The organism is Bacillus sp. SIMBA_005, from assembly GCF_046535585.1.
In the GTDB taxonomy this organism is placed as follows: Bacteria; Bacillota; Bacilli; order Bacillales; family Bacillaceae; genus Bacillus; species Bacillus pumilus.
On sequence record NZ_JAWRWI010000003.1, the window covers coordinates 47,400 to 70,305 of the forward strand.

The 22,906-nt window shown below is 41.4% G+C and carries 26 protein-coding genes, 2 pseudogenes, 1 riboswitch and 1 other annotated feature; of the genes and pseudogenes, 20 read left to right on the forward strand and 8 right to left on the reverse strand.

All coding sequences use genetic code 11. From position 1 onward, the window contains the following. Nucleotides 1-5 precede the first annotated feature (5 nt). Nucleotides 6-755 (forward strand): SDR family NAD(P)-dependent oxidoreductase, encoded by a 750-nt coding sequence (locus tag SB660_RS05475; protein ID WP_061406587.1) that lies wholly within the window; start codon nt 6-8, stop codon nt 753-755. A 322-nt stretch (nt 756-1,077) separates the two neighbouring features. Next, nucleotides 1,078-2,091 carry an NADP-dependent oxidoreductase gene (locus tag SB660_RS05480; protein ID WP_410581696.1) on the forward strand — a complete coding sequence of 338 codons (1,014 nt, stop codon included), beginning with the start codon at nt 1,078-1,080 and terminating at the stop codon, nt 2,089-2,091. 222 nt (nt 2,092-2,313) lie between these two features. Here the strand turns inward: SB660_RS05480 and SB660_RS05485 are convergent. After that, nucleotides 2,314-2,493: pseudogene (locus SB660_RS05485) on the reverse strand (DUF255 domain-containing protein); the annotation flags it as partial. 159 nt (nt 2,494-2,652) lie between these two features. Beyond that, nucleotides 2,653-3,885, reverse strand: a complete 1,233-nt coding sequence (fabF, locus tag SB660_RS05490) for a beta-ketoacyl-ACP synthase II (RefSeq protein WP_410581698.1) — start codon at nt 3,883-3,885, stop codon at nt 2,653-2,655. 103 nt (nt 3,886-3,988) lie between these two features. On the opposite strand from fabF, the gene SB660_RS05495 reads away from it, so the two are divergent. Together SB660_RS05495 and SB660_RS05500 are read left to right on the forward strand one after the other, a co-directional pair. Further along, nucleotides 3,989-4,825 carry a helix-turn-helix transcriptional regulator gene (locus SB660_RS05495; protein WP_169057493.1) on the forward strand — a complete coding sequence of 279 codons (837 nt, stop codon included), beginning with the start codon at nt 3,989-3,991 and terminating at the stop codon, nt 4,823-4,825. A 147-nt stretch (nt 4,826-4,972) separates the two neighbouring features. Beyond that, complete coding sequence (locus SB660_RS05500) at nt 4,973-5,185, forward strand: hypothetical protein (protein ID WP_058015180.1); 213 nt, start codon at nt 4,973-4,975, stop codon at nt 5,183-5,185. A gap of 151 nt (nt 5,186-5,336) precedes the next feature. Here the strand turns inward: SB660_RS05500 and SB660_RS05505 are convergent. Continuing rightward, nucleotides 5,337-5,842, reverse strand: a pseudogene (locus tag SB660_RS05505) (hypothetical protein). Nucleotides 5,843-6,014: 172 nt separating this feature from the next. Here SB660_RS05505 and SB660_RS05510 point away from each other — a divergent pair. From SB660_RS05510 to SB660_RS05540, 7 genes are all read left to right on the forward strand, one after another. Next, the gene (locus SB660_RS05510; RefSeq protein ID WP_003217059.1) at nt 6,015-6,275 is read left to right on the forward strand and encodes a metal-sensitive transcriptional regulator; all 261 of its coding nucleotides are present in this window, start codon (nt 6,015-6,017) and stop codon (nt 6,273-6,275) included. A 116-nt stretch (nt 6,276-6,391) separates the two neighbouring features. After that, a complete protein-coding gene (locus SB660_RS05515) occupies nt 6,392-6,874 on the forward strand; it encodes a DsrE/DsrF/DrsH-like family protein (protein ID WP_012008766.1) in 483 nt (160 codons plus the stop codon). 14 nt (nt 6,875-6,888) lie between these two features. After that, nucleotides 6,889-7,242 (forward strand): rhodanese-like domain-containing protein, encoded by a 354-nt coding sequence (locus SB660_RS05520; RefSeq protein WP_119124344.1) that lies wholly within the window; start codon nt 6,889-6,891, stop codon nt 7,240-7,242. 47 nt (nt 7,243-7,289) lie between these two features. Further along, entirely contained in the window at nt 7,290-7,850 is a 561-nt protein-coding gene (locus SB660_RS05525) for a sulfurtransferase TusA family protein (protein WP_058015183.1), read from the forward strand. Nucleotides 7,851-7,864: 14 nt separating this feature from the next. Beyond that, complete coding sequence (locus SB660_RS05530) at nt 7,865-8,992, forward strand: MBL fold metallo-hydrolase (protein WP_058015184.1); 1,128 nt, start codon at nt 7,865-7,867, stop codon at nt 8,990-8,992. A gap of 33 nt (nt 8,993-9,025) precedes the next feature. Then, nucleotides 9,026-9,256: a sulfurtransferase TusA family protein gene (locus SB660_RS05535; protein WP_058015185.1), complete on the forward strand. Its 231-nt coding sequence runs from the start codon at nt 9,026-9,028 to the stop codon at nt 9,254-9,256. A gap of 58 nt (nt 9,257-9,314) precedes the next feature. After that, on the forward strand, nt 9,315-10,091 hold the full coding sequence (locus SB660_RS05540) for a sulfite exporter TauE/SafE family protein (RefSeq protein WP_058015186.1): 777 nt from the start codon (nt 9,315-9,317) through the stop codon (nt 10,089-10,091). A gap of 35 nt (nt 10,092-10,126) precedes the next feature. Here SB660_RS05540 and SB660_RS05545 read toward each other — a convergent pair whose 3' ends face one another. Together SB660_RS05545 and proS are read right to left on the reverse strand one after the other, a co-directional pair. Next, nucleotides 10,127-10,303, reverse strand: a complete 177-nt coding sequence (locus SB660_RS05545) for a hypothetical protein (protein ID WP_012008772.1) — start codon at nt 10,301-10,303, stop codon at nt 10,127-10,129. 143 nt (nt 10,304-10,446) lie between these two features. Beyond that, complete coding sequence (gene proS / locus SB660_RS05550; protein WP_339164781.1) at nt 10,447-11,880, reverse strand: proline--tRNA ligase; 1,434 nt, start codon at nt 11,878-11,880, stop codon at nt 10,447-10,449. A 43-nt stretch (nt 11,881-11,923) separates the two neighbouring features. Beyond that, nucleotides 11,924-12,119, reverse strand: a binding site (T-box leader). Between the two features lie 158 nt (nt 12,120-12,277). Continuing rightward, nucleotides 12,278-12,377, forward strand: a riboswitch (purine riboswitch). A 77-nt stretch (nt 12,378-12,454) separates the two neighbouring features. On the opposite strand from proS, the gene SB660_RS05555 reads away from it, so the two are divergent. After that, a complete protein-coding gene (locus tag SB660_RS05555) occupies nt 12,455-13,627 on the forward strand; it encodes an MFS transporter (RefSeq protein ID WP_061406605.1) in 1,173 nt (390 codons plus the stop codon). 239 nt (nt 13,628-13,866) lie between these two features. Here SB660_RS05555 and SB660_RS05560 read toward each other — a convergent pair whose 3' ends face one another. Then, nucleotides 13,867-14,634: a GNAT family N-acetyltransferase gene (locus SB660_RS05560; protein WP_410581704.1), complete on the reverse strand. Its 768-nt coding sequence runs from the start codon at nt 14,632-14,634 to the stop codon at nt 13,867-13,869. A gap of 220 nt (nt 14,635-14,854) precedes the next feature. On the opposite strand from SB660_RS05560, the gene SB660_RS05565 reads away from it, so the two are divergent. The 5 genes from SB660_RS05565 to SB660_RS05585 all read left to right on the forward strand — a co-directional run bounded on the left by SB660_RS05565 (nt 14,855) and on the right by SB660_RS05585 (nt 17,414). Then, complete coding sequence (locus SB660_RS05565) at nt 14,855-15,313, forward strand: MarR family transcriptional regulator (protein WP_003216997.1); 459 nt, start codon at nt 14,855-14,857, stop codon at nt 15,311-15,313. Nucleotides 15,314-15,424: 111 nt separating this feature from the next. Continuing rightward, on the forward strand, nt 15,425-15,670 hold the full coding sequence (locus SB660_RS05570) for a hypothetical protein (protein ID WP_339164783.1): 246 nt from the start codon (nt 15,425-15,427) through the stop codon (nt 15,668-15,670). Further along, entirely contained in the window at nt 15,667-16,122 is a 456-nt protein-coding gene (locus tag SB660_RS05575; RefSeq protein WP_410581707.1) for a 2-thiouracil desulfurase family protein, read from the forward strand. Before SB660_RS05570 ends, SB660_RS05575 begins: the two co-directional genes overlap by 4 nt. After that, on the forward strand, nt 16,107-16,505 hold the full coding sequence (locus SB660_RS05580) for a DUF5301 domain-containing protein (protein WP_339164786.1): 399 nt from the start codon (nt 16,107-16,109) through the stop codon (nt 16,503-16,505). The genes SB660_RS05575 and SB660_RS05580 overlap by 16 nt, the downstream gene beginning before the upstream one ends. Before the next feature lie 81 nt (nt 16,506-16,586). Beyond that, a complete protein-coding gene (locus SB660_RS05585; RefSeq protein ID WP_339164788.1) occupies nt 16,587-17,414 on the forward strand; it encodes an aldo/keto reductase in 828 nt (275 codons plus the stop codon). A gap of 40 nt (nt 17,415-17,454) precedes the next feature. Here SB660_RS05585 and SB660_RS05590 read toward each other — a convergent pair whose 3' ends face one another. Next, on the reverse strand, nt 17,455-18,537 hold the full coding sequence (locus SB660_RS05590; protein ID WP_410581939.1) for an iron-containing alcohol dehydrogenase family protein: 1,083 nt from the start codon (nt 18,535-18,537) through the stop codon (nt 17,455-17,457). 189 nt (nt 18,538-18,726) lie between these two features. Here SB660_RS05590 and trhO point away from each other — a divergent pair, with 189 nt between their 5' ends. Together trhO and aimA are read left to right on the forward strand one after the other, a co-directional pair. After that, the gene (gene trhO, locus SB660_RS05595) at nt 18,727-19,695 is read left to right on the forward strand and encodes an oxygen-dependent tRNA uridine(34) hydroxylase TrhO (RefSeq protein WP_003217237.1); all 969 of its coding nucleotides are present in this window, start codon (nt 18,727-18,729) and stop codon (nt 19,693-19,695) included. Nucleotides 19,696-20,022: 327 nt separating this feature from the next. After that, a complete protein-coding gene (aimA, locus tag SB660_RS05600) occupies nt 20,023-21,642 on the forward strand; it encodes a glutamate/serine transporter AimA (RefSeq protein ID WP_058015192.1) in 1,620 nt (539 codons plus the stop codon). 34 nt (nt 21,643-21,676) lie between these two features. Here aimA and SB660_RS05605 read toward each other — a convergent pair whose 3' ends face one another. Further along, nucleotides 21,677-21,877, reverse strand: coding sequence for a hypothetical protein (locus tag SB660_RS05605; RefSeq protein WP_061406614.1), 201 nt, complete (start codon nt 21,875-21,877; stop codon nt 21,677-21,679). Between the two features lie 185 nt (nt 21,878-22,062). On the opposite strand from SB660_RS05605, the gene licT reads away from it, so the two are divergent. Further along, entirely contained in the window at nt 22,063-22,899 is an 837-nt protein-coding gene (licT, locus tag SB660_RS05610) for a BglG family transcription antiterminator LicT (protein ID WP_058015194.1), read from the forward strand. The last annotated feature ends 7 nt before the right edge of the window (nt 22,900-22,906 follow it).

The following is a 22,906-nucleotide window of genomic DNA, read 5'->3' on the forward strand; positions in this document are numbered from 1 at the left end:
ATGATATGAAATACACAGTTATTACAGGAGCAAGTTCAGGTATAGGATATGAAACTGCATTGGAATTTGCTGCTCGCGGCAAAAACTTAATTATTGTAGCTAGAAGATTAGAGAAATTAGAAGGGCTTAAATCAGTAATTCATAATATAAATCCTGATTTAGATGTTATTATTCATACAAGTGACCTATCGATAACAGATCAGGCATACACACTGTATAACAGTTTAAAGGAGTATCAAATTGAGACGTGGATTAATAATGCTGGTCTTGGTGAATCTTCTTCTGTGACGGACCAGAATTTAGAGAAAGTAGAATCCATGTTACGTCTTAATATAGAGTCGTTGGCGATTCTTTCCACACTATTTGTGCGAGATTATTCTCATGTAGAGGGAACACAATTAATTAATGTATCCTCCGCACTTGGATATGCGACTTATATTGGTGGTATTACCTATTCTGCATCTAAATATTTTGTTAGTGCATTTACAGAAGGGCTTGCAAAAGAACTAGAGCTTAAAAGTGCAAAAATGAAGGCAAAAGTTTTAGCACCAGCAGTGACTGAAACAGAATTTGAGAAAACTGCACAGGATGTAGAAGAATTTGATTACAAAAACTTTATGCCAATGTATCACACAGCTAAGCAAATGGCTGGTTTTATGATGGAACTTTATGACAACGATAAAGTCGTAGGTATTGTAGATGAAAGCTACAATTTCAATTTAAGAGATCAAATCTATCCAATACTAGGCGTTTAATGTATTAACAGAAAATAACTTGTTGGGGGTGGCTGATAAACATAGGTTCTTTGCAGTAGCGATTCAAAAAATTTAATTATTTGAGAATGATCGTTCTAAAAAACAGTACCAATTGAATAAAAGATAATGTTGTGAGTATTTAAGGTTTGGGTGGTGGGTTGATCTTAAAATAAGGTTCCCTCCACCTAAACGATTGGAATAATATAAGATCTTTATAAAAAGAATTATATTGAGGGTAGAAAAATGAAGTAGACAGTGAAAATAATAAAAATAAGGTAAAGAAACTTAATTAAAGCAACTCAACGGAAGGGTGCTAATAAAAATGGAAACACTCATGAGAGCAGCTCAGATCACCAAATATTCAAAAAAACCCCATGTCCAAATTAATGACATTCCAATTCCAGAGATCGCTGACAATGAAGTCTTGGTAAAGGTCAAAGCTGCGGCGGTCAATCCACTCGAAATGTTAATTATTACAGGTAGCGTGAAACTGATTCAAGATTATGAATTCCCATTAACGCTTGGTAATGAATTGACAGGTGTTATCGAAAAAGTCGGAAAAAATGTGACAGAATTTCACGTAGGAGATGCCATCTATACACGTCTCCCTCTCGAAAAAATTGGTGCTTTTGCGGAATATGCCGCAATTGATGCTGCCGCAATTTCACCCATGCCAAAAAATTTGTCTTACGTGGAAGCCGCTGCTGCACCACTGGCTGGACTCACAGCGTTTCAAGGTCTACATGAAGAACTTGAGGCACAGTCAGGTAAATCTGTTTTTATTCCAGGTGGATCAGGCAGCTTTGGTCAAATGGCAGTACCAATCGCAAAGGCAATGGGCCTAAATGTCATTGTTAGTGGCAGCTCAGAAGCGCGCGAACGCACATTGGAAATGGGTGCAGTCCAATATTTGGATTATACAATAGAAAACTATGTTGACTTGTTGTCGAATGTGAATTACGTAATTGATACATTGGGACCTAAAGAATTTGACCGTGAATTGAGTATAATCAAACCGGGTGGAAAATTGCTCTCCCTTCGGACAGGTCCGAATAAACGTTTCGGGAAAGATCGAAATTTCCCAAGATGGAAACAAATATTATTTTCTCTTGCTGGTGCAAAGTATGACCGCAAAGCCAAGAAACAAAACGTGGAATACCATTTTATTTTCGTTCGTTCTGACGGCGCACAACTTAAAGATATTACAAAAATCATTGAAGAAAACAACATTGTTCCAGCGATTCATCGGACATTATTTACCATCGACAACGTAAATGAAGCGCTAAAACTAGTCGCAAATGGACGACCAAAAGGGAAAGTGATTATTCAATTTTAAGGGGAATATGAAGAAAGCAGTCAAAAGTTGAGATCATTTATGTAAATGTAAAGGATTTTGAAACAAACCGAGAGTTTTGCTGAATTAAGAAATGGAAAAGATAAAAAGCCAGGTCAGATCATAGAAAAACTTCAGCAAGTCGGAGTCCTGTATGATAAAACATGGAGAACTAACCATTTCAAAATGTTGGAATGAAAATTGAGACAGATGGTTATTTTAAAAGACATGCCACAAGTGGCAAGTGGCATAGCCAATACTGACAAGCACGGGTTTATTTTCACGCTTGGCTTTGTCGAAGGCTTCTTGCCCCCACGGGTACCAGTGAACTGGGTTGTGAGCGTGTTGAAGGAGGTATGGTGATTTTTCCGTGATGAGTGGGTTGGGTGTTTGGTTGTTTGGCATGGGTCACCTGCTTTCTAAATGTTTTTTCGTATTTTCTTTTCTCCATTTAATATATCAGATTGCTGAGGCACGTCATAATTTGTCTGTGAGGTATTCCCAAAATGAAAAAACAAGGGCTATAAACCCTTGATAGATTCATTACTTCATCTTTTAACTACTTCAATCGTAATGTTTTAACAAGATGGCTGAATTATGTCCTCCAAAACCAAAAGAATTGGATAGCCCGTATTTCAAAGGAAGCTGTCTCGCTTCTAATACAACGTCTAAGTTGCAATCTGGATCTTGCTTCTCTACATTAATAGTGGGTGGAATCATTCCTCGTCTCAAACTTTCCACTAAAGCAATGGCTTCTACTCCACCGGCAGCACCAAACATATGCCCAGTCATTGACTTGTTCGCTGTTGTTGGAATTTCACGGGAACGTTCACCAAATAATGTCTTAATAGCTAGAACTTCTGAACGATCCCCTACTTGTGTACTTGTTGCATGAGCGCTAATAACATCGATTTCATCCGTTGATATATTTGCACTTCTCAATGCTTTTTTCATGGCTAAGTAGGCACCCTTACCTTCTGGGTGTGATGCTACCATATGGTGAGCATCTGAACTAGCTCCGTACCCCACAACTTCACATAGTATCGGCGCATCTCTAAGAATAGCGTTTTCTAATGATTCTAATACTAAGATACCTGCACCTTCACTCATAACAAATCCATCTCTATCTGTATCGAATGGACGGCTGGCTCGACTTGGATCTTGGTTTCTAGTAGATAGTGCATGTGCGTTTCCAAAACTAGCTAACGATATCTGTGAGACGGCAGCTTCTGCTCCACCGGCAAATATAATATCTGCATCATCATTTCGGATCGCATTGAAAGCTTCACCGATAGAGGTGTTCCCAATAGAACAAGCAGTGACTGGTGACATTGATGGCCCTTGTGCCCCTAATTTTATGCTGATTTGGGCAGCAGCTGCATTTGAAATCATCATGGGTACAAGGCTGGGGCTTACTCTCGAGGGGCCTCGTTTATCTAATACATTCACGTTATCAACAAGCGATTGGATGCCCCCGATTCCTGAACCAACATATACGCCTAAACGTTCAAGATCAACATGGTCTAACTGTAATTTTGAATTTTTTAATGCTTGTTCGGCTGCTGCTAAGGCAAACTGACTAAAACGATCTAATCGTTTTGCTTCTTTTCTCCCCAATATTTCATCTGCATCGAAATCACGAACGATTCCAGCTATTTTTGTTTTATAATCAGTCGTATCAAAAGAATCAATGAGAGATATTCCCGATTGTCCTTTCACTAGTTGATTCCAAAAGCTATCTATATCATTTCCTAGTGGAGAAATAACTCCCATTCCAGTAATGACAACTCTTTTCATGATCATTCCCTCCTTGTTATTATTAACTTTAGCCATTGTGTTATCCTATTACAAGTTGTTGTTTATCCTAGTATAATTAATAATATTTTAAAGGGAGATCTTCATGAAACCTGAAACAAGACTTCAAGCACTATCAGAATTTCTAAAGAATCAGCGTTCAAAAATCACGCCTCAAATGGTTGGTTTACCTGTAGGAACACGCAGAAGAACACCAGGACTCAGAAGAGAAGAAGTGGCTCAACTAGCCGGTGTGAGTCTTACTTGGTATACATGGTTAGAACAAGGCAGAGATATAAAAGTATCTACTTCGGTATTGGATGCTATTTCTCGAGCATTACAATTAAATAACGATGAAAGAAGATATTTGTACGCTTTAGCGCTAGAGGAAGGTGTGAAACAATCCTTTATCATTGAGGATGAGAAGGAAATCAGTCCGGCTTTAGTGAAAATGTTGCAGGAACTTCGTTATTGCCCAACGATTATTTCTGATAGAAGAAGTCAGATTGTGGGGTGGAATCAAGCAGCAGCTAATGTCTTTTTGGACTTTGAACAGATCATCCCGGCAGAAAGGAATATCATACGCTTACTATTCGCAAGAAAGGAATTTAAAAGTTTAGCCGTGAATTGGGAGCATTTTGTTAGAGGATATATCGCCATATTTAGAACGTATTATGGACAGTATGTGGCTGATGACTGGTATGAGCAATTTATAGAAGAAATGGAGCAGGCATATCCTGAGTTTCGTAAAATATGGAATGAAAATGAGATCAGCTATGCGCCTGAAGTATTAATTGAATTTCGTCATGCTAAGGTAGGGAAAATGTTGTTTAATCTCACTTCATTACAAGTGTATGGGGATACTGATTTAAGATGCAGTGTCTATACTCCAGTTGAGGATACTGAAACGGAGCTAAAGTTAAAACGTTTAATCGAAGGCTAGTTATTGTTGAGAGTGTATAATTGATTTGAGGGATACTTCCTTAATTTGCTATAATTTAAATAAATTAAGTATTTATGGTAGAAATTATTTCGTGCTCTTTAAACTTAATCATGACATTTAGCTTCTTTGGGTATCGCTGATTGAGACATGCATCTATTCGCTTATCAGAAAAAGGAGAAGAAAAACGGTAATTGTGTTATTTCCGTTAGAGATAGATGGGAGAATTCAATAATTGAATTTGAAAAAAAGCAACATCATATCGATATAGTGGTTAATTACCGTAATGATAAGACAACGAAGTATTCAATACCAATAGAGATTTTTGAAAAAGTTTACGATGATCTGCAAAGAGGTAATTGAGGGGATGTTTGGGTTCCTTCAACTACCTCCGCGTTAAATGTATTTCACTTTTTTTGATCTTTGCTTAACCAATGTCCTTCAGCCATAAACTTCATAACGCTTCTAAAAACTTTAATAACACATCATTTTGAAGTTCCATGTCGACTATCCTCTACTTCTTCACCAACACATATTGTAAGTTTTCTAATTCAAACATATCAATCAGTTCATCGATCCCTTTAAAATTGATGTGTTTTCCAAACCGTTTTTTGCTTAGGTCAATTTCTACATCTAATTGATCATCCTTTTCTTTCGTTTCGAGTTCATTTAGACAAGAATAGATTTCGATGGTTTCTCCTGTTGACAGCTCTTTTTCAATGAATTGAAAAAGTGCACGAAGAGAATGAATGATTTCTAATTCATAAACAAAAGGATGCGTGAATTTGTTTCTTACCGCTTCATAGAAAGGATCTAGATAATCAATGTGATGCCTTCGAAATCCTCTTCTGTTTCAAATACTTCTATCAAAGGATCTTCTTTTTGATAGGTTTTGTGCTTTTTTTGTATTTTATCAAACAATTCGATATTGAGTTCAGAGAGTGGTTTATAGGTAGGATTTTGACCAATGGTACCAAGCGGCAGTTCTTTGCCTGATCCAATATAATGATGTAAAGTCATGGGTCGTCCTCTTTTCTTCAATGATTTCTTATTCGTTGATTATTTACTTTTTATCAATAAATGGTGGAATGTGCAATTCTTTTCACATTCGTTTTCTATAAAAGAAAAGGGCAAGTCGTTTGACTAAATACCTCTTAGGGTATACTATCTGTCATAGAAAGGAGTGCTTAAATTGGAATATAATCAGCAGATGAAGAATCGTCTTCGCCGGATTGAAGGGCAGATTAAAGGGGTTCTTGCGATGATGGAGCAAGGCAAGGATTGCCGCGAGGTGGTCACGCAGCTGTCTGCATCACGTAATGCCATTGATCGGGCAATGGGTGTGATTGTGAGTACAAACCTTGAGCAATGTGTTCGTGAAAGTCTTGAACAAGGCAAGGATACGGAAGGTCTTGTGAAAGAGGCAGTTGAGCTATTGGTGAAAAGCCGGTAAGAAATTCCTCAGCCTTTGGAGGTTGACGGATTTTTTTACTTGATGTAATATACCCTTACCGGTATATGTATATATTTCTGTATACCCCCATAGGTAATTGTTGAAGGAGGAGCAAAATGGAAGAACAGAAAAAACGCACGACGATTGTGTTATTCAGTGGAGATTATGATAAAGCGATGGCAGCTTACATTATTGCCAATGGTGCAGCAGCTTATGATCATGAGGTGACCATTTTCCATACGTTTTGGGGACTGAATGCCTTGCGTAAGGATGAGATGGTACCGATGAAAAAAGGATTTTTAGAAAAAATGTTCGGAAAGATGATGCCGCGCGGGGCTGATCGCATGGGGATTTCCAAGATGAATTTTGCGGGAATGGGGCCGAAAATGATCAAGCATGTGATTAAAAAGCACAATGCCATGACCTTGCCGCAGCTCATTGAGATGGCGAAGGAGCAGGATATTAACCTCGTTGCATGTACAATGACGATGGATCTTTTAGGATTACAGGAGAAAGAATTATTAGATGACATTCAATATGCTGGTGTAGCGGCATATTTAGCAGAGGCTGAAATCGGACGTGTGAATTTATTTATCTAGTGAGGTGAAGCAGGATGGTGCAGACGATTTTACTTATCATCGTAATTGGATTACTCGTGAGCCGCTTTCTGCCGGTACGAGGTGTGAAGCAAATAGATGCAGCTCATATGAAAAAGAAGCTGAAAAGCAAAGGTCAACAGCTCATTGATGTGCGATCTCCTAGTGAATTTCAAACAAATCATATCAAAGGCTTTCAAAACATCCCGTTGTCTCATTTGAAGAAACGAGCTTCTCAGCTTGAGAAAAATGAAGAGGTCTATGTGATATGTCAAAGCGGAATGAGAAGTATGCAGGCGGCTAAAATATTGAAGAAGCAGGGATTTACTCAGATTACAAACATCAAGGGTGGCATGAATGCTTGGCATTAAATGCGCAATAAAATATACCCCCATCCCTATTTGAAGGAGGAGAAGACATGCAGCAACCAACTGTCATTTTAGATGCAAAAGGACTGGCATGCCCGATGCCGATTGTAAAAACAAAAAAACAAATGAATGAGCTCTTGCCAGGAGACGTACTGGAAGTGCAAGCCACTGATAAAGGATCAGCAGCGGATCTAGCGGCATGGTCAAAAAGCGCAGGCCACGAATTTTTAGGAACAAAAGTAGAAGGCCAGGTGCTTCATCATTTGATTCGTAAGGGCGGAGAACAAGAGAAAGAAGGGAAGTCCATGATTTCGGAAATGTCTTTGGAGACTTTTCAACAGAAAGTAAAAGAAGATCCATCTTTGTTTATTTTAGATGTACGAGAGCTGGATGAATACGAGGCGGGGCATATTCCAGGAGCTGTTCATATTCCTCTTGGTGAGGTTGAACAACGTGCGGAGGAATTGAGCCGGGAGACGGACATTTACCTGATCTGTCATTCAGGCAGAAGAAGTGAATTAGCTGCGCAAAAGTTAAAAGAAAAAGGATTTCATCAATTGATGAATATCGTACCAGGCATGAATAGCTGGACAGGAGCGATTGAAAAATAGGAGCTGAATGAAACATGACGGTAAAAGCGATGACTGCAGAACAGTTAACAAAAAAGATCGTGAACAAGGAGCCGCTCTTTTTACTAGATGTGCGAAATCAAGCGGATGTGCAGGATTGGAAGATCGAAGGGGAAGCAATCGTTCATATGAATGTGCCTTATTTTGATCTCCTTGAAGGAGTAGAGGGCATTTTGCATGACATTCCTCATGATCGTGAAGTGTTGGTGGTTTGTGCCAAGGAAGGCTCCTCTATCATGGTCGCGGAGATGCTGTCAGAGGCGGGCAGAACGGTCCATTATTTAGAAGGCGGCATGAAGGCGTGGAGTGAGCATCTGGAGCCAGTGAAGATTGGTGATTTAAGCGGCGGTGGAGAGCTCTATCAATTTGTACGGATGGGCAAGGGATGCCTGTCTTATATGATCATGTCGAACGGAGAAGCCGCAATTGTAGATGCAGCTAGAATGACAGATGTTTATATCCGTTTTGCTAAAAAGCATGATGTCTCTATCACCGAAGTGTTGGACACTCATCTTCATGCAGATCATATTTCTGGCGGGAAGAAGCTGGCTGAACAGACTGGTGCTAGCTACTGGCTGCCGCCAAAAGATGCTGAAGAAGTGATCTTTGAATATAACCGTCTTGAAGAAGGACAGCGCATAACGATTGGAGCGGCTCCCATTGATATTCATCCTCTTTACTCACCGGGGCATACAATCGGTTCAACATCTTTTATCGTGGATGATCAATATCTTCTTTCAGGTGATATTTTGTTCGTGGATTCGATTGGAAGACCTGACCTTGCTGGAATGGCGGAGGACTGGGTAAGTGATTTGAGGGAAACACTTTATGAGCGATATGGAGCACTTTCGAAAGAATTGATTGTGTTGCCAGCGCATTTCATGATTATGGATGAAATCAATGAAGACGGAAGTGTTTGGAAGGAGCTAGGCGTTCTATTTGAAGAAAATCATGGACTGAACATAGAAGATGAAGCCGTATTTAGAGAAATGGTCACGAAGAATCTACCCGCACAGCCAAACGCTTATCAAGACATTCGTCAAACCAATATGGGGAAGCTGAGCCCAGACGAAGAAGCGCAGCGTGAAATGGAAATTGGTCCAAACCGTTGTGCGATTCGGTAATGTCCAATAAAATAAGAGGAGAGGAACAATCAAATGACATCAGATCAAATGTTAGACGTAACGGGGCTTGCATGCCCAATGCCGATTATTCGAACGAAGAAAAAAATGAATGACTTGACGGAGGGTCAAGTATTAGAAATACATGCAACAGATAAAGGGGCTAAAGCTGACTTAGCAGCATGGGCGAAGTCAAGCGGACATGAATTGATCACGCAGACGGAAGAAGGACATGTGCTGAAGTTCTGGGTGAGAAAAGGGTCCTAAAGGATGTAGGGGTATCTGCTGAAGATCCCCTTTTCCTTTTGCAAAGGAGGAGACCAGCGTGGATTTTGCGTTTTTGATTACACTTTTTATCATCGGATGTATTGGTTCCTTCTTATCAGGAATGGTGGGGATCGGGGGATCTGTGATTAACTACCCTATGCTGCTTTATATCCCGCCACTTGTCGGTGTGATGGCACTATCGGCACACGAGGTATCAGGAATTGGCGCCATTCAAGTGCTTTTTTCGACGCTCGGTGGGGTATTGGCCTATCGTAAAAGCGGATTTTTACATCGGTCGTTGATTGTATATATGGGGAGCAGTATATTGGCGGGCAGCTTACTAGGCAGTTATGTATCTCACTTTATGCCAGAGAATGGGATGAATCTCGTCTATGGATTGCTCGCGATTGTGGCTGTGATCCTCATGCTGATTCCAAAAAAGGGACAGCGTGCAGACGCAGAGGGAGAAGTCACTTTTCATAAAGGACTTGCGGCAGGTATTGCCTTTGTGATTGGTAGTGTTTCCGGTGTGCTAGGCGCGGGCGGAGCATTTATATTGGTACCGGTGATGCTGTCTATTTTAAAAATTCCTGTCCGGATGACGATTGCGTCCTCACTTGCAATTACGTTTTTATCTGCGATCGGTGCATCGACTGGAAAGGTATTGACGGGTCAAGTTATGCTTGTTCCTGCGGTTGTGCTGATGCTGGCAAGTTTAATCGCCGCTCCGATTGGTGCTAAGGTCGGTCAGAAAATCAACGCCGTCTACTTACAATGGGCACTTGCTGTGATGATTACGGCGACAGCGGTCAAAATTTGGCTTGATTTATTATAAAGAAAAGATCAACAAAGCAAACGTGTTGGTCTTTTTTATTTGATGTCATCGTGCTCGATATATGTTTCAAGGGCTGGGTGATACTCTTTTTGATAATGAAGGTTGGGGCATGTTTTCACGACTTTGCCTTGCAGGGCATTGGACTTAGAGACTTCTAATGCTGTTTTACATTTAGGGCAGCGTTCGGCAAACAGTGAGGGCCAGCGCTTCATATATCACCACTCCATTTAAAGTCTTAAAAACCGATTATATTAATATGAATTATAGGGGATCGTGCTGACGAGGTCAATGGGTGTTTGGGTCTTTTTAACAAAAAAGAAGCATCGTAAAGGATGCTTCTCTTTCGTTTCGATTCTCAATAAGCTTTTGCCCAAAAGACCATATCAGATGCAGGCTTTCCGCAGCAGACACATGTGTCTGAAACAGATTCCTGTTCAAATGGGATACAGCGTGAGGTCGCCCCTGTTCTTTCTTTGATGTCGTTCTCACAGGCTTCGTCACCACACCACATGGCTTTAATCAATCGGTTTTCTTCTGAAAGAATGTGCTCAATGTCTTCGATGGTGTGAGCTTCTGATGTTTTTTCATGTAATCGTTCTTTCGCCTTTTCGTACATTGTCCGCTGGATGTCTTCAAGCGTGGATGTGATGGTTTGTTCAAGTGCATCTAATGCGACAGCTTGCTTTTCACCATTGTCTCGTCTTGCGAGCATCACCTGACCTTTTTCAATGTCCTTTGGTCCTACTTCGACACGTAAAGGGATGCCCTGCATTTCACATTCGTTGAACTTCCACCCTGGCTGTTTATCGCTCGCATCGATGTCAGCACGTGCGATGTGTGTGAGTCGATCTTTCAATTCGTAGGCATGATCGAGCACACCTTCCTTGTGAGAGGCGATTGGCACGATTCGCACTTGGGTTGGTGCAATGTTTGGCGGAAGGACGAGTCCTCTGTCATCACCATGCACCATGATCATGGCACCGATGATTCTTGTGGTAAATCCCCAAGAGGTTTGCTGGACATGCTCTAGCTTTCCTTCACGGTTTAAGAATTCGATGCCAAATGCCTTGGCAAATCCGTTCCCGAAGAAGTGAGAAGTGGCCGTTTGCAGTGCTTTTCCATCATGCATTAAGCTTTCAACCGTATAGGTAAAGCGGGCACCAGCGAATTTTTCCTTCTCTGTTTTTCTGCCTTTAATGACAGGAATGGCAAGGAGCTCTTCGCAAAGAGAAGCGTAGATGTGAAGCATTCTTTCTGTCTCCTCAATCGCTTCTTGCTCTGTCTCATGACATGTGTGTCCTTCCTGCCATAGGAATTCAAGCGTTCTAAGGAATGGACGTGTGGTCTTTTCCCAGCGGACGACATTCGCCCATTGATTATAAAGCTTCGGTAGATCACGGTAGGAATGAATGATGTTTTTGTAATGCTCAGCGAACAGTACTTCAGAGGTTGGTCTGACGCAGAGCCTTTCCTGTAATTTGGATTCACCGCCATGTGTGACCCACGCCACTTCAGGAGCGAAGCCTTCGATATGGTCTTTTTCCTGCTGCAGCAGGCTCTCTGGAATAAAGAGCGGCATATACACATTCTCATGACCTGTTTCTTTGATTTGGCGGTCAAGTTCGTCGCGAATATTCTCCCAAATTTTAAAGCCGTATGGCTGAATGATCATACTGCCTCTGACGCTTGAATAATCGACGAGGCGTGCCTTCGTGACAACATCTGTATACCACTGGGCAAAGTCGTCTTCCATGCTTGTGATTTTTTCAACAAATTGTTTCTTTGACATTGCATATTCCTCCTTTTAAAAAAACAAAAAAGCTGTGCTTTAAGTTAGGGACCATTCCTGGTGGTACCACCCTAATTTAAAGCACAGCTTTACACTCGATCATGATAACGGTATGAACCGCTGTATGAAACAGAACTAAATCGGCAGGTTCACTTGAAGATGTCAGTAGGAACTTCTCAGCACCGTTCCCTCTCTGTTAAAGGTCAATTCAAGCTACTATTCCAGATCTACGTTGATGAATGTTCGTTGATTTTTCATCAGTTTACCTGTAAATGCATGAGAAAGCAAGTTGTACTGGGGTTTCTTTTCATGCTGTTCTAAGTGCTTTGTGTGATCGTGAATTTGCAGTCATTTCCTATTTTTACAGCTTGCCAGTTATGTAAGCATATGCTACTATATTTGAAGAAAAAAATAGACTTGTATAACCTCAATAATATGGTTTGAGGGTTTCTACCAGGATCCGATAAATCCTGATTACAAAAGCGTGCTTTCCTTTTTTGTAATCAGGGTTTTTTTGTTTGTCTTCACCCTGTATCAAAAGTGAAAGCGATGATATAGAGAAGGGATGTTAGACATGAACTGGAGAGTATATTTATTAGCCGTTTCTACTTTTGCAGTAGGATTAGTTGAGCTTGTGGTCGGAGGCATTTTGCCAAGCCTTGCAGAGGATTTGAATGTATCGCTTGCGACAGCTGGGCAGCTTATCACCGTATTTGCCATTGTATATGCCATTTCAGCACCTGTGCTGCTGACTGCCACAGCTAAAATTGAACGAAAGCGTCTTTATTTAATCGCGTTATTGGTGTTTACGATAGGGAATGTCTTCACATATTTTAGTTCGACCTTTGCTCTTGTCATGATCTCTAGGGTATTGATCGCGATGAGCACAGCGCTAGTGGTGGTGTTGTCACTGACGATCACTGCTAAATTGGTGGAACCAGCGCATCGTGCGAAGGCATTAGGGCTGATTTTTATTGGGATTAGTTCTTCACTTGTTCTCGGTGTACCGATCGGTATTTTTATTACAGAGAGCTTTGGCTGGAGAGTGATGTTTTTAGGAATCAGTATTTTATCAGCCATATCGATGGTGCTGATCTATTTCCTATTGGAGAAAATGCCTGTTGAAAAAGTGACGCCTCTTAGAGAGCAAATACGTTCTTTAGGGCATCCGAAAATTTTTAGTGCACACTTGATTAGTTTGTTTATGCTTGCAGGTCATTATATGCTTTATTCTTATTTCACTCCGTTTTTAATGGAAGTACTGCATATGACCCCGTTCTGGATTAGTATTTGTTATTTGGTCTTCGGGCTTGCTTCTATTGGCGGGAATGGATTTGGCGGCTGGCTTAGTGACAAGCTGGGTTCAGGGAAAGCCATTTTGCTCGTGACAATCGCGTTTGCAGTTGTGATGTTTATCATTCCTTATACATCGGGCGTGTTTGTCCTCTTTATGATCATGGTTGTCCTTTGGGGAGCGCTTAGCTGGGCATTAACGCCTGCCTTGCAGAGTTATTTGATTCAAACAGATCCTGTGACGTCTGATATTCAGCAAAGCTTAAATACATCGGCGTTGCAAATTGGTATCTCAATTGGATCAGCAGTTGGCGGTGTCCTGTTTACGATGACTGGTTCATCTGTTGATCTGGCGAAATTCGGTGCAGTGTTTGTGCTGATTGCCTTTAGCTGTGCGGTGATTTCGTTGAAGAGACCACCACTTTATATGGATCGTCAGCATCGTGCTGAATAGCTGCCTAATGATAGGCAGCTTCAGCGTGTAGACAAACCCTCGCATTCGTTGTCAGTCCTGCGTGCTGGTGCTCACGAATGTCAAATTCGCTCCGCGCCATTACTCGTCCTTCCTAGACTTCAAAGGTTTTCTATCACGCTGAAAAGAAGACAAAGGGCTAAAATAAAAATCATTTTAGCCCTTTGTCAACAATCTGTAGCTGCCTCATGATAGGCAGCTTTTTTATGTTCTACTTTATTCTATTCAAAAACAACCATTTCGCCGATTGGTTGGAAGCCTGCACGTTGGTAAATATTTTTGCCGTCAGCTGATGCTTGTAACAGGACGCTCTTTTGTTTGTTGTCTGTCTGGGTCAGAAGATAATGAAACATGTCACTGCCAAGTCCCTTTCCGCGGTGCTCTGCCCTTGTGATGACATCATAAATTCCGTAGCTATCAGTTGCTTCGAGTAATAAGCCTGTTGTGACCGGTTTGTGGTCTGCATATCCGACGAACATGCGAACGCGTGATTGTATAGTATCAAGCGAAAAATGCTGGAAATAGTCCTCTAAGGCGATGGCCTCCGGTGACTCCTTGAATAGCTCGATAAAGATATTTTTGTAATCAAGCAGTGTCTGCTCATCAACTGCTTCTTTGATTGTAAGCGGTGAAGATGTAACTGGGTCAATGTCTTCTGTCTGCTCAAGCAACATGATCGTATTGCGTTCAACCTCTCTAAGCTGATATTCCTTTAGTAAATTGGCCCAATCAGGATGAAGCAAACGATGATCCACCCATGTACTGAATGATTGTTTCTGAGACTGCAAGTGTTCGATGGCCGTTTTCACTTTTTGCGGATCTTTGATGTGCGCTGATGTCGGTAATAGCAAATTGAATGTGTCTGTCGATATATGAGTATTGGATAGAACGAAGTCGTCCGTTGCGAGGAAGGTTCCGTTCACAGCTGAAGAAAACAGGTGTATCTTTTCTTCTAATTGTCGAATGGCGATTTGTTGTTCGATTTTCATTAATTAGCTCACCTTTTTCATCAAAAATTGGATGACATTCCCCATGAATTATAGCAAATAAAAGAAAGAGGAGCTGTGAAATCATATGTCATCTAGTAGAAAAGTATATACACCATTTTCAGGTCTGATGGCCTGTTCTTTTTATTACACTGACATTTCTTTTGACTCCTATCTTAATTATTAGTACCATTTTATTAACCAGTTAAGAGTGGAGGTTCAGATGGAGACAAAAGAGCAGATTGTTTTAAAAGCGATTCAAGATCTGATTATTCATAGGGAAAAGAGAAGGAATGACCCAACAGATCCACTGATTACCACGACTGATACACTCAAGCAAGATTGGACACTCACACAGCTGCATATTTTATCAATGATTCAAGCTAATCCAAACGAATCAAATAATACATTTCTTTCTCAACAACTGAAACTATCAAAGCCTGCTATTACAAAGGCTGTAAAAAAACTAATTGATAAAGGCATGGTGGACTATTGCCACCGGCAAGGGGATAAAAAATCTGTCTACTATTCATTGACAGAGAAAGGTACGCAATTGGCGGCGCTGCATGATGAACTGCATGAGAAAGCTGTCGCGTCCTACTTAGAATTTCTACAGCAGTTTCATGAAGATGAATTACAAGTCATTGAGCGCTTTTTGAAGGCATGGAAAGAAAAAATATAGATTTAAAAAACCGAAACCATCGTAGAAAAGGAGATGATTTCGGTTTTTTATATGGTAAAATTAACATATATTGACGCTATTCGTGATCATGTGGAAAGGGAGGGAGCTTCTTTGGGGAAAGAAATGATGGAAAATTTTAAGAAGTCAGCAACCATCATGCCGTTCGTTGGGTTGTTTGTCAGCTTGCTATTATTTGTTTACTTTTTTGGCATCACGGGAGTTGAAGAACCTGTTTGGGCGGCCGCTTTGTATTGTGCCCTGCCCTTTTTAGGGTACACGATCTTCTATCTGCCTGTATGTATTTATTTTAAAGTCAGTAAAAAAAGCTCAATCCATAAAAATGAGGAACAGGCGTGATTGTGGTCAGCGCTTGTCTTGCTGGGTTGAAGCTTCGGTATAATGGCAGCCATCGATTAGATCAGCGAATTGAAGAGCTTGTGCAGGAAGGAAAGGCTGTGACAGTTTGTCCTGAACTGCTTGGCGGCTTCTCTACGCCTAGACCTCCGGCAGAAATCATTGGCGGAGATGGATATGATGTTTTGCGGGGGCAGGCTGCTGTTGTCGATGTTCATGGAACTGACGTCACAGAGATGTATGTAAAAGGTGCAAAAGCCACGCTGGAGCAGATTCAGTCTCTGAAAGCAACAGCGGTTGTGCTAAAAGAGTACAGCCCTTCATGCGGGAGCCGGATGATTTACCAGGGAGAGTTTAATGGTAAGACAAAAGCGGGAGATGGTGTGACGTCCGCTTTGCTGAAACAGCACGGGATTCAAGTGTTCTCTGAGGAGGATGATTGGATTTCGTTGTAGTAGTTTTGATAGGAATTGGTATTTATTTTATGATCAATGCCAAAACGTACTCATTCGATGATGTGGTCTCGATTGATCAACATAAGGTGACTTCGATTCAAATTGAGCATGATCATAAACGTGTTGTTTTGGATAAAAAAGAGATTCAAAAGCTGTTGAAGGAACTTTCAGATATGACATTAAAGAAAGCCAATGAAGACACAAAAGCATCAAAAGAGTCTTATTGGATCAGGGTGTATGAGAATAAGAAGGAAACATGCGGTCTGACTTTCTATGATCAGGCATTTCTAACGACATATAATTTTTCTAAAAAGAAAGATCAAACAAACGAATACCAAATTGTTGACGCCAATCAAGTCGATATAGGACAATATATCAAATAACACCAGCGAACATTCATGCATGATCAATAGAAAATTCGGGTATAGTGCTTGGTAAGCAAAAATGAAGCGGAGGTTTGTTTGATGAGTGGATTAACAGATACAGTCACATTAGCAAACGGAGTAAAAATGCCGAAGCTAGGCTTCGGTGTATGGCAAGTAAAAGATGGGGATGAGGCTGTAAATGCAGTCACAGACGCTCTTGAAGCGGGCTACCGCAGCATTGATACAGCAGCAGCCTATCAAAATGAAGAAGGAGTAGGCAAAGCCATTCAGCAATCAGGTATCTCTCGCGATGATCTGTTTATTACGACAAAGGTGTGGAATCGTGATCAAGGCTATGAATCAACACTTGAAGCCTTTGAAACAAGTATGAACAAGCTTGGGCTAGATGTATTAGACCTTTATTTAATTCATTGGCCAGTTGAAGGCAAATATAAAGAAACTTGGAAAGCACTAGAGAAGCTGTATAAGGATGGACGCGTTCGAGCCATCGGTGCGTGTAACTTCCATCAGCACCATCTAGATGATCTATTAGAAGAAGCAGAAGTTGTGCCAATGGTCAATCAAATCGAGCTGCATCCAAAACTGACGCAGGAGCCTTTACGAGACTACTGCAAGGAGAAAGGGATTCATGTAGAAGCATGGTCACCATTAGGCAGCGGGAAGCTTCTGAACCATCCTGTTCTTCAGGATATTGCGAAAAAACATGACAAATCCGTGGCTCAAGTCATTCTTCGCTGGGACTTACAGCATGGCATTATCACCATTCCAAAATCTGTGACGAAGAGCCGAATCATCGAAAACACACAAGTCTTCGATTTCGAGCTGTCCGCACATGAGATGGGTGTCATTGATCAGCTTAATGAGGATGAGCGCACAGGTCCAGATCCAGATAATTTTGATTTTTAATCGAAAGAAAAGCACAGGTGGCATGCCTGTGCTTTTTTATTTAACGATTTTTTGCGGCTGATACGTTTTCAATGACTTGAATGGCGTCGACAATTTGCTCTATGGAATAGTCTCCAATCAAGCAAAAGGTTTCGTCTGAACGTGCAGCATGGCTTGCCACTGTTTTTGCGGCTTCTTCCAGCTGAGCTGTGATGCCAAGCTCACGCATATTTCTAGGTAATCCGAGTGTTTCATAAAGCTCAAGTAATTCTTCTACTTCGCTCATTCGATTTTCTGCGGCAAGCTGAACAAGAATGCCATAGGCCACTTTTTGACCATGTAACACGTGATGCGTTTCTTCAATAAATGTCAATCCGTTATGGATGGCGTGGGCTCCTGCCATTCTGCCGTAGCGTCCCCCGTACCCGCCGACCGTGCCGGCTAATGTAATAATGGTATCCGTTACATCTGCAAATGCTTGCGAAAGCTGACCCGTTTGCAAGCTGTGGACAGCTTCTTCACTATGGGAAACAAGAATATCTCTCAAATATACCGCCTGTTTCAGCGCTGCATGCACCATGAGCGGCAAGGAATTCTTTGCATTTCGAATAATGGCTTCCGCTTCATACCATTTGGCCAGCGTGTCTCCAATCCCACTTTGAAGGTAGGAAAGAGGAGAAGAAAGCAAAAATGTATGATCAATGAGGGTGAGGTAGCTGGACCGTTTATGGTAATCGACTGTCATGAAATTCCCTTTGTCATCATAAATGACGCTAAGCGGTGTAGATGCAGCACATGTCCCAGGGATGGTTGGAACCATGATCACTTCAATTTGAAGAGCCTCTGCTACTGACTTGGCGGTGTCTAAAATCGTGCCGCCTCCGATCCCAATGATCACATCTGCCCCTTGCAGTTCTTCTGCAATTCGAGTAATTGCATTGGGTGAACTGTATCCTTTGTGCTGGACAACAGGCCAATGAGACGGAAGCTTTGTGTACTGTGAAAAAGCATGAAATGAATCATATCCCGTCACGACAGCGGGCGACTGGAAGGATGGAGAAACAAGTGAATCGAGTTCATGATAAATGCCTTTTTGAGAAATAAATTGGTTTGGACCGCTTCTGACGATATCTTCTGGCTGGATCATGGCGTTCTACTCCTTTACAACATCATATTTCATAAATCATCTCATTTTACAGAAAGTTCTGTCAAATATGAGAAGAAAGACCCTTCCGTTTTATGGAATTGAGCCGCTGTCATTGCCTTTAGGTATGTATTTCCTGTATGATAAAGAACGGTATGTTTTGATTAAATTTAAGAGGTGTTTATATATATGGAAAAACAATATCGCGTTTTACTTTACTATCAATATGTCCCCATCGAGGACCCAGAAACGTTTACAGCAGAGCATCTAGCATTCTGTAAGGAGCTTGGTTTGTTAGGTCGTATCCTTATCTCAGCAGAAGGCATAAACGGAACGGTTTCTGGTACCATTGAGCAAACGGACAAGTACATGCAAGCATTAAAAGAAGATCCGCGCTTTGCGTCTATGCCGATCAAAATTGACGAAGCAGACGGTCATGCGTTTAAAAAAATGCACGTCCGCCATCGGAATGAACTAGTGAATCTGAGCCTTGAAGATGATGTGAACCCGTTAGAATTAACAGGTAAGCATCTTAGCCCGGTTGAATTTTACGAGCAAATGCAATCACCTGATACCGTTGTGATTGATGCACGTAATGATTACGAGTTTGATGTTGGCCACTTTAGAGGGGCAGTTCGTCCTGATATTGAGACATTCCGCGAATTACCGGAATGGATTCGTGACAATAAAGAGATTCTTGAAGGAAAAAAAATCCTGACGTATTGCACTGGCGGCGTACGCTGTGAGAAATTTTCAGGCTGGTTAAAGCGTGAAGGCTTTGAAGATGTCTCTCAGCTTGACGGCGGAATAGTCACGTACGGAAAAGATCCAGAAGTTCAAGGAAAGCTTTGGGATGGTCAATGCTACGTGTTTGATACTCGCTTAACAGTGCCTGTGAATCAAACAGAGCATGTGGTTGTCGGAAAAGATTTCTTCACTGGTGAGCCTTGCGAGCGTTATGTGAACTGTGCAAACCCTGCATGTAACCGCAAAATGATTGCAACAGAAGAAAGCGAGCATAAATATATGCGTAGCTGCAGCCATGAATGTCGTACGAGTGAACGTAACCTATATGTGAAACAGCACAACCTGTCTGAAGAAGAAGTGCAAGAAAGACTAGCTGTGATTGAACAAGAACAAGCAATCTCACAAGGATAGAGGACTCCTCTATCCTTTTTTCTATACAGAAGAAAGAGGGATTCATTTCCTCTTTCTTTTTTGTTTTGTTTTTTTCAAAATAAGGGTAAAGGTAGTTATTCGGTCTAATAGATTGAATCATCGAAAAAGCGCTTTCTTGAGAAATAAGCATGTTCGACTATTTCAGAAAATGGAGAATTGAGAGATAATAAAACAGGCGAAAAAATGAACAAGGGTAAAGATTTAGTTGAAGAAATATTTGTCAATTGAATGAAAAGTGAGCTGCAATGTAAGAAAGGTGCTTACTTGGGCACATGCTTTGTAATTTAATCGAAAGGTGTTATGAACATGAATCATTTGCATCGTAGAATGGGAACTTTCGCTTTAATGATGGTAGGTCTTGGCTCAATCATTGGTTCAGGATGGCTATTCGGTGCTTGGCGTGCTGCTCAAATTGCCGGACCTGCTGCTATTTTATCCTGGTTGATTGGGATGGTTGTGATTTTATTTATCGCTTTGTCTTATAGTGAACTCGGATCGATGTTTCCAGAGGCAGGCGGAATGGTGAAATATACGCAATATTCACATGGCTCCTTTATCGGGTTTATTGCCGCTTGGGCAAACTGGATCGCTATTGTCTCCGTCATTCCGGTTGAGGCGGTGGCTTCTGTCCAGTATATGAGTTCATGGCCTTGGGAATGGGCTAAGTGGACAAGCCATTTGGTCACAAAAGGGGTGTTGACAACAGAAGGGCTTATGGTCGCCAGTGTGCTTCTTGTGATTTACTTTCTGCTCAATTACTGGACAGTAGGGTTATTTTCAAAAGCCAATACATTCATTACCGTGTTTAAAATTGTCATTCCAGGATTAACAATTGGCGCGCTCTTATTCGTAGGTTTTCATAGTGAGAATTTTACGTCTGGAACAAGTATTGCTCCTAACGGCTGGGCGAGTGTGCTGACAGCTGTTGCGACATCAGGAATTGTGTTTGCCTTCAATGGCTTCCAAAGCCCGATTAATATGGCGGGGGAGGCGAAAAATCCAGGGCGATCAATTCCGATTGCGATTGTTGGATCCATTTTGATTGCGACTGTGATTTATGTGTTTTTACAAATCGCTTTTATCGGTGCTGTCGATCCGTCCATGATTGTGAATGGATGGGGTCATTTGAATTTTAACTCGCCATTTGCTGATCTTGCCATTGCACTTGGGATTAACTGGCTGGTTCTGATTTTATATGCAGATGCGTTTGTATCACCTTCTGGTACAGGAATTACGTATACGGCGACGACGTCTCGCATGATTTATGGAATGGAAAAAAACAAATACATGCCAAGTGTACTTGGTCGTCTGCACCCTATTTATGGCGTGCCTCGTCCAGCGATGTTTTTTAACTTAGCCGTCTCGTTTATCTTTCTGTTTTTATTTAGAGGCTGGGGTGTACTTGCGGAAATCATTTCTGTTGCGACACTTATTTCTTACCTGACAGGTCCAGTAACTGTCATGACACTGAGAAAGACAGGGACAGATTTATATCGTCCCCTTCGAATAAAAGGACTCAGCATCATTGCTCCTCTCGGTTTTGTCTTTGCGTCATTGACGCTGTATTGGGCGAGATGGCCGTTAACAGGTCAGGTGCTATTCATTATCCTCATTGGTCTTCCGATCTATTTTTACTATCAAGCAAAAGCGAAGTGGAAAGGCTTCGGCCGCAACTTCAAGGCGGGTGCTTGGATGGTCGTGTACTTACTTGTGATGATGACGATTTCCTGTCTTGGCAGTGACAAATTCGGCGGTTATAACGTCATTCATTATGGCTGGGATATGGCTCTTATTACAGTGGTTTCTTTGCTGTTTTATATGTGGGCACTCAAAAGTGGATTTGAAACAGAATTTCTAGAGGATGCGAAAAAAATCAATGATGAGCTGCGTACTTCTTCGCAAGAAGCCGCATCTTCTAAAGAATAAAGGAACGGCTGCCTGAATATGACGGGCAGCCGTTTTATTTTGATAAATGATGCATCACATGCTGCCTCAGCCAAGTGGTGACACCGCGTAAAACGGCTGCTGTGACAAATGAGATGAGTACATACTTCCCAAGCTGATTCATACCTTGTCCACTAAGCCAAAACACGATTCCTAGAAAAACGAGTGTGAATAGAAGCATGAAAAGAAATGATGCAGACCAAAAAAAAGCCTTCACTGAAGGTCACCTCCTCGGAGTATTGTATGCAGGCAATTGAAGGATCAGACCAGCTATGACGGGGTAGAATGATAGTGAAATCTATTGCAAAAGTCAGATAAAAACACCAAGTGATTTGACAGTTATGTTAAGATGAGAGCATATTTTGAGTGAAGATTGTGGTTTATAGACGGAGGTGTTTGGGGTTGCAGATACAAAAAGTTCTAAACAATAATGTCATTAGTGTGATAGATGAACAAGGAAAAGAAATTGTCGTCATGGGGAGAGGCATTGCATTCCAGCGGCGGCCCGGGGATCCGGTAGACGAATCGTTAATTGATAAAGTCTTCCGCCTGGAGGATCACTCCGTTCATGAGCGGATGAAAATGCTGCTTCTGGAGGTTCCGTATGATGTGGTCAAGGTGACCGAAGAAATGATTCAATATGCACATACAAAGCTGAACCGAAGATTAAACGAAAGTCTGCATGTATCACTCGCAGACCATATTCATTACGCCATCGAACGATTGAAGAAAAATCATCTCATTGAGAATTCGCTCATTTGGGAGATTAAACGATTATACAAAGATGAATTTCTTGTGGCAAAGGACTGCCTTGATATGATTGAAGAGCGTCTTCATATTGAATTGCCTGAGGATGAAGCAGGCTTTATTGCCATGCATATCATTAATGCAGAGCTCAATGAGGACATGAATACAACGGTCAATATCACAAAAGAAGTAAACGCCATTCTCACCATTGTGAAATATCATCTCAATATGGAATTTGATGAAGACTCACTCAACTTTTATCGTTTTCTCACGCATTTACGCTTTTTCGTCCAGCGTCTGATTAACGAAACAATGCTTGTCAGTGAAGATCAGGACTTGTATCAGCTGATCAAGGTAAAATATCCGAAGGCATACGAATGTGCAAAGAAAATTGCAGAATACGTCTATCAAACCTATCACCGAGATCTCACATCAGAGGAGATGCTGTACCTATCCATTCATTTGAATCGATTGATCAAACGAGAAAAATAAAGGTAGT

What these genes read in the sequence shown, in the direction of transcription:
- SB660_RS05535 (WP_058015185.1), top strand. Translation starts at nt 9,026, where the DNA reads ATGACATCAGATCAAATGTTAGACGTAACGGGGCTTGCATGCCCAATG.
- SB660_RS05495 (WP_169057493.1), top strand. Translation starts at nt 3,989, where the DNA reads ATGAAACCTGAAACAAGACTTCAAGCACTATCAGAATTTCTAAAGAAT.
- SB660_RS05475 (WP_061406587.1), top strand. Translation starts at nt 6, where the DNA reads ATGAAATACACAGTTATTACAGGAGCAAGTTCAGGTATAGGATATGAA.
- proS (WP_339164781.1), bottom strand. Translation starts at nt 11,880, where the DNA reads ATGTCAAAGAAACAATTTGTTGAAAAAATCACAAGCATGGAAGACGAC.
- SB660_RS05585 (WP_339164788.1), top strand. Translation starts at nt 16,587, where the DNA reads ATGAGTGGATTAACAGATACAGTCACATTAGCAAACGGAGTAAAAATG.
- SB660_RS05520 (WP_119124344.1), top strand. Translation starts at nt 6,889, where the DNA reads ATGGTGCAGACGATTTTACTTATCATCGTAATTGGATTACTCGTGAGC.
- SB660_RS05545 (WP_012008772.1), bottom strand. Translation starts at nt 10,303, where the DNA reads ATGAAGCGCTGGCCCTCACTGTTTGCCGAACGCTGCCCTAAATGTAAA.
- aimA (WP_058015192.1), top strand. Translation starts at nt 20,023, where the DNA reads ATGAATCATTTGCATCGTAGAATGGGAACTTTCGCTTTAATGATGGTA.
- SB660_RS05530 (WP_058015184.1), top strand. Translation starts at nt 7,865, where the DNA reads ATGACGGTAAAAGCGATGACTGCAGAACAGTTAACAAAAAAGATCGTG.
- SB660_RS05555 (WP_061406605.1), top strand. Translation starts at nt 12,455, where the DNA reads ATGAACTGGAGAGTATATTTATTAGCCGTTTCTACTTTTGCAGTAGGA.
- SB660_RS05560 (WP_410581704.1), bottom strand. Translation starts at nt 14,634, where the DNA reads ATGAAAATCGAACAACAAATCGCCATTCGACAATTAGAAGAAAAGATA.
- SB660_RS05525 (WP_058015183.1), top strand. Translation starts at nt 7,290, where the DNA reads ATGCAGCAACCAACTGTCATTTTAGATGCAAAAGGACTGGCATGCCCG.
- SB660_RS05500 (WP_058015180.1), top strand. Translation starts at nt 4,973, where the DNA reads ATGCATCTATTCGCTTATCAGAAAAAGGAGAAGAAAAACGGTAATTGT.
- fabF (WP_410581698.1), bottom strand. Translation starts at nt 3,885, where the DNA reads ATGAAAAGAGTTGTCATTACTGGAATGGGAGTTATTTCTCCACTAGGA.
- trhO (WP_003217237.1), top strand. Translation starts at nt 18,727, where the DNA reads ATGGAAAAACAATATCGCGTTTTACTTTACTATCAATATGTCCCCATC.
- SB660_RS05515 (WP_012008766.1), top strand. Translation starts at nt 6,392, where the DNA reads ATGGAAGAACAGAAAAAACGCACGACGATTGTGTTATTCAGTGGAGAT.
- SB660_RS05565 (WP_003216997.1), top strand. Translation starts at nt 14,855, where the DNA reads ATGGAGACAAAAGAGCAGATTGTTTTAAAAGCGATTCAAGATCTGATT.
- SB660_RS05480 (WP_410581696.1), top strand. Translation starts at nt 1,078, where the DNA reads ATGGAAACACTCATGAGAGCAGCTCAGATCACCAAATATTCAAAAAAA.